Here is a 13252-nt window from a genome sequence, read left to right as displayed (position 1 = left end):
CGACCGGACCCCGCCCGGGGTTCCGGACGGCGGGCCGCGTGCTAGCGTCACGAAGCGGGGCAGGTCGACGCTGGGGCGCGGCCGAGAAACGAAGACGGGACACCACGGGGAGTGCCTTCAGGTGGCCACTGCGGAGCCGACACGCGCCGACGACACCGACCCGGGCCCGGGAACCGGCCCGCGAATAGGCGTGCCCGCGGAACCTGAGACCGGGAACGGCGGCCCTCCCGAGGACCCCAAGGACCCCAAGAGGACCAGAACCCGGACCGCCCTCCTCGCCCTGCGCGAGCGGCTGCTGCGTCACCCCGTCCTCTCCATGACCGCGCTCTCCGGCGTCCTCCACATCGTCTGGTTCTTCACGTTCGCGAACAGTGGCGGCGACCTCGCGGCACAGGACGCCTGGGCCGAGTTCGTCGGCCGGCACCCGGACTCCGCGTACAACCTGGCCTGGTACGGCGGCATGCACCCGGTGTCGTACAGCATCGTCTCGCCGTATCTGATGTCGGTGCTCGGCGTCCGTACGACGATGATGCTGGCCGGGACCGTCTCGGCCGGGCTGCTGACGCTGATCCTCATCCGCAGCCGGTCGGTGCGGAACCCGCTGTGGGCCTCGCTGGCGGGTGTGTTCGCCTTCCTGTGCAACGCGGCCTCGGGCCGGGTGACCTTCGGTCTCGGCACGATGTTCGCGCTCGGCGCGGTCGCCGTCGTCTTCTGCTGGCCGCACCGCTGGCGCTTCAAACGCTGGGCCAAGGCTTCCTGCGCGGCCCCGCTCGCCGCCCTCGCCACCATGGCCTCCCCCGTCGCCGGCCTGTTCGTGGGCCTGGTGGCGGTCGCCCTCTTCCTGCAGAAACGGCGTCCCGGCGCCTGGGCGCTGGGCATCGCGCCCACGGCCGTCGTCGCCCTCTCCGCCTGGCTCTTCCCGTTCGCCGGCACCCAGCCGATGAAGATCGCCTCGGTGCTGCTGCCGCTGGCGTACGGTCTCCTGGTCTACTTCCTCGTCCCGCGCGAGTGGACGACGGTCCGGATCACCGCCGGTGTCTACAGCCTGTCGGTCGTGCTGGTCTGGCTGGTCAGCTCCCAGATCGGCTCCAACATCTCGCGGCTGCCGATGCTGTTCGCGGGGGTGGCCCTGGCGGCCGCGCTGCCGTTCACGGTGCCGCGCTCCCGCAAGTGGTACGCCGTCGTCGTCGCCTTCGCCGGCTTCACCGTCTGGATCGGCTTCAAGTCGGTCGACGACGTCGTCCACACGACCCCCACGGCGTCCTGGGCACGCGAGCTGGCCCCCCTCGTCAACGAGCTCCAGGAGGTCGGCGCCGAGAAGGGCCGCGTCGAGGTCGTACCGGCCGCCTCCCACCGCGAGGCGTCCGCGCTCGCGCCGTACGTCAACCTGGCCCGGGGCTGGAACCGGCAGGCCGACATGGAGCGCAACCCGCTCTTCTACGACGACACCCTGAACTCCGCGAACTACCACGAGTGGCTCCAGCGCTGGGCCGTGCACTTCGTGGTCGTGCCGAAGGACGAGCCCGACGGGGACGGGGGCGAGCGGGAGCGGGAGCTGGTTCAGCGCGGGATGCCGTATCTGAAGCAGATCTGGGGCGACGCGAACTGGCAGCTGTTCCAGGTGACCGACCCGGCACCGCTGGCCTCCCCGAACACGGTCGTCGACCGGGCCGCGCAGGGCGAGATGACCATGCGGGTGAAGAAGGCCGGGCGGATTCTGATCCGGATCCCGTACTCGCCGTGGCTGTCGATCGTCGACGCCGAGGGCAAGAAGCTGCAGGCCCCGCAGGAGACGGACGCATCGAAGGAGCGGGGGGACGGGGAGCCGAAGACGTTCGACAACGTCAACGGCTGCCTGATGGAGACACCGGAGGACGCGGACGGGGACAAGTGGACGATGCTGCTCGCCCCGAAGGCGGGGACGTACCGGCTGGCCGCGCCCTACACCGTGCCGCGGGGTACGCCCTGTCCCGATGAGTGGAAGTAGTCGTGCGGCCCCGGGTCAGCGCAGCCGGTCCACGTAGGTGTCCGTGCCCGGAACTGTCGGGACGAACGGCGCCAGCAGCTCCACCCTGCCCATCGGCGGTTCCTCCAGGTCCGTGAAGTACTGCTCCCAGCGCTCCCTGGGGTCCGTCTCCAGGAACCACAGCAGCGTGAGCCGCGTGTCGACGCCCTCCACCTGCTTGACATAGGTCATGCGGTCGCCGGGGAGGGGGGTCGGGCGGAAGATCGTCACCATGGCCGCCGGGGAGCCCGCCAGACGCCTGGGCAGGTGCCGCGAGACCAGCCACTCCAGCAACTCCGGTCGCCGCTCCGGGGATTCGGCGTCGATGACCTCCAGCACCAGCCCGGCGTACGGGTGGTCCAGGGCGTGGAAGTCCCTCGGGCCCGCCGCCCCGTCGCGGTAGACCGTGGACTCGTGGTCCTGGAACGCGGTGAAGACGTGGGTGCGGTCGTGGTAGACGCGGGCGTCGCGGTTGAGGCGTTTGTTGATGGCCACCGTCCACTTCATGTGGTCGTCGTAGCGGCCGTCGGTGACCCAGTAGGTGGAGAGGTAGCAGCCCGCCGTCACCGGCTGGGCCACCGCCGACTTCTCCGGGACGCGCAGGAGTTGGAGGTCCCGGGTGGCCACCCAGCGGCGGCCCGCGAACATCCAGGGCATGGCCATCGCGCCCGCGTAGTAGTGGTCGTCCTCGTACCAGCGGTTGTAGGCGTACTCGTGGCCGGGATGCGGTTCGACCATGGTGATCAGCGCGTGGCCGGGTCGGACTCCGTAGGGTCCTGTGGCGGCCAGTTCGGCGTACGTCTCGCTGTTGGTCTCTTCTGACACGGTCTCTTCTGACATGGAACCTTCCCTCCTCCAGCGCTCGCCCATACTCTGACGCCCCGTCAGATAATGCGCCAGGGCAGGGAGGCCGCCGGTATGTCACTTCTCTCCGGGAAGACCGTCGTGGTGTCGGGAGTCGGTGCCGGGCTCGGTCATCAGGTCGCGGCGGCCGTCGTGCGGGACGGCGGGAACGCCGTGCTGGGTGCGCGGACCGAGGCGAACCTCGCGAAGAGCGCCGCGGAGATCGATCCGGACGGGGCGCACACGGCGTACCGGTCGACGGACATCACCGACGAGCAACAGTGCACGGCACTCGCGGAGTTGGCGCTGGAGCGGTTCGGGCGGCTGGACGCGATGGTGCAGGTGGCCGCGTGGGACAGCTACTTCGGCGGGCTCGAGGACGCGGACTTCGCGACCTGGCAGTCGGTCATCGATGTGAATCTGCTCGGGTCGCTGCGGATGACCCGGGCGTGCCTGGCGGGACTGAGGGCGGCGGGCGGCGGATCGGTCGTGTTCGTCGGGACACAGTCCGCCGTGTCCGCCCCCTCGCAGGTACGGCAGGCCGCGTACGCCGCCTCGAAGGGGGCGCTGACCAGCGCGATGTACTCGCTGGCGCGGGAGCTCGGGCCGTACCGGATCCGGGTCAACACCGTGCTGCCGGGCTGGATGTGGGGGCCGCCGGTGCAGGCGTACGTGCAGTTCACGGCGCACACCGAGAAGGTGCCGGAGGCCGACGTGCTGAAGCGGCTCACCGACCGGATGGCGCTGCCCGATCTGGCGACCGACGGGGACGTGGCGGACGCGACGGTGTTCCTGGCCTCGGACCGGGCGCGGGCGATCACCGGACAGTCGTTGCTGGTCAACGCCGGGGAGCTGATGCGGTGAGTTCAGATAGATGAACGCAGGCCATCAGCTCGAATATCTTTACCTCCCTTTGACCTGACGCCAGCTTGTCGTGTCCACGTGGTGGCACCCACGATGAGCGCCGGGCTGATCCGTGGGAGGGCGCATATGAACGGTCTCGACTGGGCCGTGCTCATCGGCTATTTCGGCGTGATGGTCGCCATCGGCGTCTGGTCGCACAAACGCGTCGACGACGTCAGCGACTTCTTCACCGCCGGCGGCAAGATGCCGTGGTGGCTGTCGGGCATCTCGCACCACATGTCGGGCTACAGCGCGGTGATGTTCACCGGGTACGCGGGCATCGCCTACACCTACGGCGTCACCTCCTTCATCACCTGGTCCTTCCCCATCGCCCTCGGCATCGCGATCGGCTCCAAGCTGTTCGCGCCGCGCATCAACCGGCTGCGTTCACGACTTCATGTGGCTTCCCCGCTGGAGTATCTGAAGAACCGTTACGACCTGAAGACCCAGCAGGCGCTGGCCTGGTCGGGCATGCTGCTGAAGATCGTGGACGTGGGCGCGAAGTGGGCCGCGATCGCGACCCTGTTGTCGGTGTTCACCGGGCTCTCGCTCAACCAGGGCATCCTGATCACCGGCGCCATCACCGCCGTCTACTGCACGATCGGCGGGCTGTGGGCCGACGCGCTCACGGAGCTGGGCCAGTTCGTCATCCAACTCCTCGCCGGCGTCGCGATGTTCGTCGCCGTCGTCCTCAAGCTCAACGACAAGGGCATCGGCTTCTTCGGCGCCTGGGACGAGCCGGCGCTCCAGGGTCACGGAAAGCCGCTGGTGGGACCGTACGGAACGGTCTTCCTGCTCGCCTTCCTCTTCATCAAGCTCTTCGAGTACAACGGCGGCATGCTCAACCAGGCCCAGCGCTACATGGCCACGGCCAACGCACACCAGGCCGAGCGGTCGGCACGGCTGTCGGCGATCCTGTGGCTGGTGTGGCCGGTCGTCCTGTTCTTCCCCATGTGGATGTCACCGCTGCTGGTCCGGTCGAACAAGCCGGACGGCTCCGACTCCTACGGCCTGATGACCGAACAACTGCTTCCGCACGGCCTGTTGGGCCTGGTGATCGTCGGCTTCTTCTCGCACACGATGGCCATGTGCTCCTCCGACGCCAACGCGATCGCGTCCGTCTTCACCCGGGACTGCGCACCGGTGGTCTGGCGCAGGGCGCGCAGCTGGAATCAGGGTCAGGGGCTGCGGGTCGCGCGTATCACGACGGTCGTCTTCCTCGGCCTGTCGATGGCGGCGGCCACCCAGGTCAACTCCCCCGCGTTCAAGGACATCATCACCGTCGTGATCAAGTGGGTGGCCGGCCTCATGGGCCCGATGGCCATCCCGATGATGCTCGGCCTGCTCCGCCCGTTCCGCCGCTCCGGCCCGACGGCCGCGCTCACCAGCTGGTCGATGGGCCTGCTCACCTTCTGGCTGGTCAACTACCCGATCAACTGGAACGTCGACGGCGGTGTCCCGCTCCAGTACCAGGTCTCGATCCCGCTGGCCGTCTCCCTGGTCCTCTACATCGCCATCGGGTTCATCAAGCCCGAGGACACCCCGGAGCGCCTCGCGATCATCGAGAAGATCAACACGGACGACGACGGGGCGGCGGGTGTGGCGATCCCGGCTCCGGTGGGCCCGGCGGACCGTACACCGGTGAAGGACTGACCTCGGCCTCCTGACGCACCCCCTCTCCTCCAACACTCGATCCCCTCAACCTCCCCGCCTTCTGGGACGGTTGAGGGGATTGCTTTGCCGGATCATTGCCGCCTGTGTACTCCAGAGTTCAAGCAGCTCCTGTGTGATCACTGGCATGAACCTGAGCCTCCCCCCAACGGGCGTACGGGCGGCCGTCGTTGCCGCCTGCGCCCTGCTCCTGGTCGCGGGCCGCGCCGATGCCGCCTCGCCCGCCCCCCACGACCACCTCAGATCGGGCCCGGTCGACCCCACGACGACCACCGCCGTCACCGCCCTGACCGCCCAGGCCGACGACGGCGACGGCGACGGCACCGACCGCGACGACCCGACCGCCGGGTTCGCCCAGCAGGCCCGTATGAAGACGGCTCCCGGCGACTCGATCGGGCCCGGTGCGCTGACCCACGCCTACGCGCAGGCAGGGAAACTGCCGACCGTGCCGACCCGGTGGTCGGAGGTCACGAACGTCCCGCTCCAGCAGGAGGACAAGGAGTACGCCGACCCGGTCTCGTCGAACTTCGGCTCCGGGTTCGGCCTCGTCAGCGGCCGGGTCGCCTCGCTCGCCGTGGACGGGCACACCGTGTACGAGGGTGCCGCCGACGGTGGCCTGTGGCGTTCGGACGACGACGGGCGGCACTGGAAGCCGCTGTCCGACCAGCAGCAGACCCTCGCCATGGGCGCCCTGGCCGTGAACCCGGCCGACCACTCCCTGTGGATCGGCACCGGCGAGCCCAGCAACTCCGGCGACTCCTACACCGGCCTCGGCATCTACCGCTCCACCGACCGGGGCCGGACCTGGAAGCAGGTGGGCAGGCGCATCGACGGCAGCATCGTGCCCCGGATCACCTTCGACGGCCGGGGACACGTCTACGCGGCCACCAACGAGGGCGTCCTGCGCCGGGCCGCCGACGACATCCGCGCCGACTGGACGGTGGCCCTCGCCCCCGGCGCCCCGGACACCAGCTGGTCCTCGGCCGCCACCGACGTCGCCGTACGCCCGGGGACCGGCGGACGGCAGGTGACCGCCGTGATCGCGCGCCAGTTCACCGGCCCCGGGGACGCCAACGGCGTCTACGAGTCCGACGATTACGGAAAGCCCGGCACCTGGCACAAGGTCACCCCGACCGGTGATCTGGCGGGCGTCGTTCCCGGCCGGTCGACCCTGTCGTACTCGGCCGACGGCCGTGAACTGTTCGCCGTCGTCGGCGACGCCACGAACGGCAGCAGCGACGGCGACGTCTTCCGCTCGGCCACCGGTGACGCGGCCGGCCCCTGGACGACGGTCGCCGACGAGGACGTCCTCAAGGCCTCGGGCGCGCAGAACAGCGACGCGGCCGGCGCCGCCTGGTACAACCAGTACGTCGCCGTGGACCCCGCCGACCCCGACCACGTCTACGCCGGCTTCTCCGAGGTGTTCGAGAGCTGGGACGCCGGGAAGACGTGGGCGACCATCGGCCCGTACTGGAACTACGGCCTGAAGTGCTACACCGACGGACTGATAGCGGGCGGCTGCCCGATGACCACCCATGCCGACCAGCACGCCATCGCCTTCGGCCCGGGCCACCGCGTCTACTTCGGCAACGATGGCGGTGTGTACGAGCGTTCGGCGACCCTGCGTCCGGACCCCGAGCTGCCCTCGAAGGGCTGGAGCAACCTCAACCAGGACCTGCGCACCCTCCAGTACTACGACGCCGCCTACGGGACCGACCCGAAGACCGGCGCCCTGTCCACCTGGGGCGGCACCCAGGACAACGGCAACGTGCTGAGCCTGCCCGGCGCCCATGAGCTGTACCAGCCCTCGGGCGGTGACGGCGGTTTCGTCGTCGTCGATCCGCACGACGCCGACCGCGCCGTCAACGAGTACGTGGACCTGGACATGGTGCTGACCACCAACGGCGGCCGCTCCGACGGCACCACGCCCTCCTTCACCGGCATCTCCCCCGCCTGCGACTGGAACGCCGACCTCGAGGGCTGCGACCCGGGCCCCGAGTTCATCGCCCCCTACACCTCCGACCTCGCCGACGTGAACCACTGGGTCGCGGGCGGCCGTTACGTGTGGGACAACGCCGGCAAGGGCTGGGACACCCGCTGCACCGCCGACTCCTGCGACTGGACCGCCGTCCACGACACCGGCGAGGACCACTCGATCACCGCCCTCGGCGTGAACGGCTCCGTGACGTACGCGGGCTGGGAGGACTGGAGCGGCGAGCAGTACGCCAGCGGTATCGACACGAATGCGGGCGGCACCTGGCACCGGCTCACCGCGCCGCTGCCGAACCGGTACGTCACCTCGCTCACCGTCGACCCGCACGACGCCCGCCATGTCTGGGCCACGTACGGCGGCTTCACCCGCTCCTACGTCTCCGGCGCGGGCGAGGGTCACGTCTTCGAGAGCACCGACGGCGGCACCACCTGGACCGACCGCACCGGCGACCTGCCGGACGCGCCGACCGGGGCGCTCGCCCTGTGGCACGGGCACGTGGTCGTCGGCACGGACGTCGGCGTCTTCGCCGCCGCACCCACCGCGACCGGCTCGTGCACCTGGCACCGGCTCGGCGGCGCACTGCCGCACGCCGGGATCGTCTCCCTGGACGTCTCGCCCGACGGGGGACGCTTGCTGGTGGCGACCCACGGACGCGGGCTCTGGTCCGCGCCGCTGTAAGAGCAGCGGGTCTCACCCCCGCGGGTAGCGCGCCAGCCACCCGGGAGACGCTCCCGCGGGACCGTGCAGCGCGGGCCCCTGGGTCATCTCCATGGCGAAGTCGTCGGCGAGTTCCAGGAGTGTGGGGCGGCCCTCCAGTTCGGCCAGCCAGGCCGGCGGGAGGGCCGTCTCCCCGTGCAGGGCACCCAGCAGACCGCCCGTGAGCGCGCCGGCCGCGGCGGAGGGCCCGTCGTGGTTCACGGCGAGGCACAGGCCGTGCCGTACGTCCTCCCCGACCAGCGCGCAGTACACGGCGGCGGACAGCAGCCCGTCCGCCGAACCGTCGGCGGCGAGTTCCTCGACCCGCGCCGGGGTGGGCATCCCCTGCCGTACGGCCCCGAGCGCGTGCTGGAGCGCGTCCGACACGGGCTCGTGCCCGGGCCGCGCGGCCAGCAGTGCGAGGGCCCGCTGCACCGCCCCGTCCAGGCTGTCGCCGAGGGCCAGCGCGTGCACGATCAGGGCGTACGCGCCGGCCGACAGATAGGCGACGGGGTGCCCGTGGGTCTGCGCCGCGCACTCGACGGCCAGCTGTACGACGAGCTGCGGCTCCCATCCGACGAGGAGCCCGAAGGGCGCGGAACGGGCTGTGGCCTCGGGCCCGAGTTCGTTCGGGTTCTTGGGCGACTCCAGGGTCCCCATGGTGTCGTCGCCGAACCCGACCAGCAGGGACCGGGTCGGGTCGCGGCGGGCGTACAGCCACTCCTCCCGGGCCAGCCAGCCGTCCTCCTTGCGCCGCTCGTCGGGCCCCCAGTCCCGCTGGGTGGCGGCCCAGCGCAGATACGCCCGGTGCAGGTCGGTGGGCGGATGCCAGGCGCCGGTGTCCCGGCGGACCTGGGCCCGTATGAGCCCGTCCACGGTGAAGAGGCTGAGCTGGGTGAGATGGGTGACGGCGCCGCGCCGGCCGTATCCGAACCCGAGGTCCACGAGGCCCTCGGCGCCGTACGCCTCGCGGATCTCGTCCAGTCCGAGCCCGTCGACCGGCGCGCCCAGCGCGTCACCCACGGCCACCCCGAGGAGCGTCCCGCGCACCCGGCTCCGGAAGTCCTGCTGCTCGGCACGCCCCCAGACGACGGCCCCGGTTGTCGCACCCACCAAGACCTCCCATGGCGACCGTCCGTATGTACGACGCCCTGCACTGTAATCGACGGGAGGTGGGAGGTTCAGGGGGCGTGGGGGTATGCGGGGTGTGACCCGGTTGGTCCTCGAACGGACCGATCACCCCGCATAGCGAGCCCGTATCGCGTCCCTCGCCTCGGTCACCGCTGTCAGGCAGGCGTGGACGTGGTGACGGTCCCCGTCGGGGCCTGTCAGCAGTTCGGTGAGGATGCCGGCCAGGGAGGCCAGGTCGTCCCATTCCGGGGCGAGGACGAGGAGTTCGGACAGGCCCCGGTCCGCCGCCGGGCCGTCGGACAGGGCGCAGCCCAGGAAGCAGTGGGCCTGGGCCCGCATCACCGGGGTGATGTCGGGATCCTGCTCGACCAGGCGGGCGAGGTCGCGCCACAGGGGTTCGGCGGCGGCCGGGCCTTCGGAGCCGTGGACCGTCATGGCCAGTTGGAAGGTGCCGACGAGGGGGTTGGTGGTGCGCAGGTGCTCGGCGAGAGCGCGGGCCTGCGCCCACTCGCCGTAGTGACGGTGGAGTTCCGCCCCTACGTCGTCCACCTCCGTGGAGTGGGTCGACGCCAGCCGCTCCCTCGCCTCCTCCCATCTCCCGCACCACATCAGCAGTTCGATCGCCGCGCCCCGCTCCCACGTCACCTCGGCGTCCAGCTCCACGCAGCGGTCCAGGTCGGACAGAGCCTGTTCCGTGCGGCCGATCGCCAGGCACACCCGGCCTCGCAGGCCGTAGGCCCACGCGTACTCCGGGTCGGCCGCCAGGGCGCGGTCCAGGTGGTGCAGGGCCTCCTCGTAGGACTTGCGGGCGTGGTGAATCGCTCCCAGGCCGGCCAGGGCGGTCTCGTGGGCCGGGTCCTGTGCCAGGAGGGCGTGGAAGACGGCCACCGCCTCGTCGGGCCGGCCCGCGATCCGGTACGCCGAGCCCAGCTCGGCCTGGATCCAGTGGGCGCCGGGCTCCGCTCCCGCCGCTCGCCGCAGGTCCTCCAACATGCCGTCCTGGTCGTCCAGTCGGCGCCGCACCCGGGATCTCATCACCAGCGCCCAGGCGTAATCGGGGATCATCCCGACGGCCCGGTCGAAGTCGGCCAACGCGGCCTCGTACCGGCCGAGTTCGTACAGAGTCTGAGCGCGGCTCGCCAGTGCCGACGCGTAGCCCGGCTCCAGGGTCACCGCGCGCCCCAGTTCTGCCACCGCCTCCTCGTACCGCCCGGCGAGCCGGTACGCGTCGCCGCGTTCCGACGCGACCCAGGCCACCTCGGGCGCGAGCGCGGCCGCCCGGTCGAGGTCGGCGAACGCCTTGTCCAGGTCGCCGCGTGCGCGGTGCAGCCGGGACCTGCGCACGAGCGCCCACAGGTACTCGGGGTCGATGCTCAGCGCACGGTTGAAGTCGGCGAGTGCCTCGTCGAGCCGGCCCATGGTGTGCCGGCACACCGCCCGCCCGGTCAGGGCGATGTCGTCGGTGGGGTCGAGGGCGACGGCACGGCTGAAGTCGGCGTCCGCCTCGTCGAGCCGGGACGCCAGACGGTAGGTCTCGGCCCGCTCGGCGAGGATCCACCCGGTGTCGGGGGCCAGTTCGACGGCCCGGTCGAGGGCGGCCAGGGCCGCCGGGTAGTCCTCCAGGAGCTGGTGGGTGAGGCCTCGGCCGTAGTGGGCCAGCGGTTGGAGCGGGTCCAGTTCGACCGCACGGTCGTACTCCTCCAGGGCCTGCGCGTACTCCTGGCGGTTGCGCAGGTCCCTGCCGCGCAGCACGTGCGCCTCCGCCCGGCCGGCCGGGTCGAGACCGGGGCGGGCCAGGAGCAGGTCCGTCGCCCTGGTCACTCCGGCCTCCTCGTCCGCGAGCGCCGCGGCCAACGACCGTCCCCACTCGCGAAGTACGGCGTGGTCCGCCGCGTCGCCCGCCTCCTCCAGCATCCGTGCCCAGCGTCGGGCGACGACCTCGTCCTCGCGGCAGGCCACGACGAATCCGCGCAGCGCCTCGGCGAGCGCCGCGGGCGGGCGGGCGCACAGCAGGTGGTACATCTCCTCCAGGCGCAGCTCGCACCATTCCTCGTCGGCCCACAACTCCTCGGCGCTGCGGCCGAATCCGGTGTCCTCACGCCACTCGGCGAACGCCTCGGCGAGCCGCCGGTGCCGGGTCGTCCACTCGGTGCGGGACCGGCGCCGCTCCAGCCGGAGCATCTGCGCGCGTACGACGTCGTGGTACTGGAGCCGGTCCCCGCGCTGTGCGACGAACGGCAGCCCGGTCAACCAGGCGTACTCGGCGTCGAGTTCGCCCTCGGGGGAGGCGACGAGCAGCCGGAAGACGTCCGCGTCCAGCCGTCTCGGCAGCGCGCAGGCCCTGGCGACCTTCCGGCGGGCCTCCGGTTCCGGCTTGAGGAACCGCTCCACCGCGGTCGTGCTCGGGTCGATCACGTCGTCCAGGCCTTCGGGGCGTCTGGCCGCGAGCGTCGACACGAGGACCGGGAGGCCGCCCGTGAGGCGCAGCACCTCCTCCACGACCGGTTCGGCCACGACGCCCCGCGCGGCGAGCAGGCGGCGGGACTCGGCCTCGGTGAAGGGAGCGAGCGGCACCTCCGCCACCGAGTCCAGGCCGCCCCAGCGGGCCGTGTCCAGGGGGCGCTGACCCGCGGTGACCACGACGACGGCGGCGGGCAGCCGGCCGTGCTCGCGGGGCTTGGTGAGGACGTCGTACAGCCATGGATCGAGGAAGGGGCCGGTCCGCTCGTACGTGTCGAAGAACAGGACGATCCACGGTACGGCGGAGGCGGCGGCCCTCAGTTCGCCGAGCAACACCGGGGTGAGGACCCGCTCCGGGGTGAGGACCAGGTCGACGTCGTCGAGGTTGCGGAAACGGGCGCCGAGGCCGGCCCGCAGCCGGTCGGCCCCCTGGGCGAGCCGGTCGGCGGGAAGGGCCCGGGTGACCAGGCCGGCGCCCGGCAGGGCGGCCTCCAGTGCGCCCAGGCCGACGTCCACCGCCATCCTGCTCCCGGCCGACGCCGACGCCGGCTCCGGCGCGGACTCGGGTGCGAGCGCGGCGAGTGTGGCCGCCTCCGCCTCGCGCCGCCGCTCCCGCCAGGTCGCGAGGCGCCGCTCCAGCTCCTTCAACCGCCGCCCCTGCTCGGCGAATTCACGACAGAGGGTCTCCATCGCCTCCGGCACGCTGCCGACGCTGTCGTCGATGTAGGCCGTGAGTGCTCCGCGTTCACGGGCGAGTTGCGCCAGCTCCTGGACCAGGGAGGTCTTTCCGATGCCCGCGCTGCCGTGGACATGGAACCGGAAGCGGTGCCGGGCGTCGGTGGCCGGGATGTCGAAGTTCCGCAGGAACACGGCCCGTTCGGTCTCGCGGCCCACGAATCCGGCCCGGGTGCGCCGCAGGATCAGCTCCTGCGCCGACGGCTCCGCCTGCGCCATGCGTCTGTCCCCTCGTCGCGGCCCGTCCGGCTCCCATTCTGGCGCAACCGATCTGGATCACGCCGCCCCGCACAGGGAAGATGGCCCCCATGGCATCGACACCCCCACGCACCACACGCAGCGCACTCCACCTCTCCGCCACCCTCCTCACCGCCACCGTCGCGCTGTACATAGCGCTCGTGGCGTTCGGGAACATCACCGACTTCGGGACCAATCAGGCGTTCGTGCAGCATGTTCTCGCGATGGACACGACGTTCAAGGACGACGATCTGATGTGGAGAGCGATCACCAGCAAGGGACTTCAGAACACGGCGTACGTCGCGATCATCGTCTGGGAGACGCTGGCCGCGCTCGTGCTGATCTACGGCACGTGGCTGTGGGTGCGCGGGGACGATCCGCGGGCCCGGCGCTTCTCCACCTACGGGCTGCTCATGCTCATGCTGCTGTTCGGCGCCGGGTTCATCGCGATCGGCGGGGAGTGGTTCTCCATGTGGCAGTCGGACACCTGGAACGGGCTGGACGCGGCGCTGCGGGTGTTCGTGCTGAGCGGGCTCGTGCTGCTGGTGGTCAATCTCCCGGACCGCAACTCCAGTTGA

8 protein-coding genes are annotated in these 13252 nt (G+C 71.3%); 5 read left to right on the top strand and 3 right to left on the bottom strand.

What is annotated here, in order from left to right; translation table 11 throughout:
* Positions 1-121: 121 nt before the first annotated feature.
* Positions 122-1987, top strand: coding sequence for an MFS transporter (locus ACIRP7_RS04105; RefSeq protein ID WP_403653641.1), 1866 nt, complete (start codon positions 122-124; stop codon positions 1985-1987).
* Between the two features lie 15 nt (positions 1988-2002).
* Here the strand turns inward: ACIRP7_RS04105 and ACIRP7_RS04100 are convergent, their stop codons facing one another.
* Positions 2003-2845 (bottom strand): hypothetical protein, encoded by an 843-nt coding sequence (locus ACIRP7_RS04100; protein ID WP_403653638.1) that lies wholly within the window; start codon positions 2843-2845, stop codon positions 2003-2005.
* A 78-nt stretch (positions 2846-2923) separates the two neighbouring features.
* Between ACIRP7_RS04100 and ACIRP7_RS04095 the strand changes: the two genes are divergently transcribed.
* From ACIRP7_RS04095 to ACIRP7_RS04085, 3 genes are all read left to right on the top strand, one after another.
* A complete protein-coding gene (locus ACIRP7_RS04095) occupies positions 2924-3712 on the top strand; it encodes an SDR family oxidoreductase (RefSeq protein ID WP_403653636.1) in 789 nt (262 codons plus the stop codon).
* Between the two features lie 126 nt (positions 3713-3838).
* Positions 3839-5404 carry a sodium:solute symporter family protein gene (locus ACIRP7_RS04090; RefSeq protein WP_403653633.1) on the top strand — a complete coding sequence of 522 codons (1566 nt, stop codon included), beginning with the start codon at positions 3839-3841 and terminating at the stop codon, positions 5402-5404.
* A gap of 145 nt (positions 5405-5549) precedes the next feature.
* Positions 5550-8093 (top strand): hypothetical protein, encoded by a 2544-nt coding sequence (locus ACIRP7_RS04085; protein WP_403653630.1) that lies wholly within the window; start codon positions 5550-5552, stop codon positions 8091-8093.
* A 12-nt stretch (positions 8094-8105) separates the two neighbouring features.
* On the opposite strand, the gene ACIRP7_RS04080 is transcribed toward ACIRP7_RS04085, so the two are convergent.
* On the bottom strand, positions 8106-9224 hold the full coding sequence (locus ACIRP7_RS04080; RefSeq protein ID WP_403653627.1) for an ADP-ribosylglycohydrolase family protein: 1119 nt from the start codon (positions 9222-9224) through the stop codon (positions 8106-8108).
* A gap of 123 nt (positions 9225-9347) precedes the next feature.
* Positions 9348-12656 carry a tetratricopeptide repeat protein gene (locus tag ACIRP7_RS04075; protein WP_403653624.1) on the bottom strand — a complete coding sequence of 1103 codons (3309 nt, stop codon included), beginning with the start codon at positions 12654-12656 and terminating at the stop codon, positions 9348-9350.
* Between the two features lie 89 nt (positions 12657-12745).
* Between ACIRP7_RS04075 and ACIRP7_RS04070 the strand changes: the two genes are divergently transcribed.
* Positions 12746-13252 (top strand): DUF2165 domain-containing protein, encoded by a 507-nt coding sequence (locus ACIRP7_RS04070; protein ID WP_403653621.1) that lies wholly within the window; start codon positions 12746-12748, stop codon positions 13250-13252.

The organism is Streptomyces sp. NPDC102270 (assembly GCF_044766405.1).
In the GTDB taxonomy this organism is placed as follows: domain Bacteria; phylum Actinomycetota; class Actinomycetes; order Streptomycetales; family Streptomycetaceae; genus Streptomyces.
Note: the sequence above shows the minus strand (reverse complement) of the source record. Positions and strands in the feature narration are given on the sequence as shown.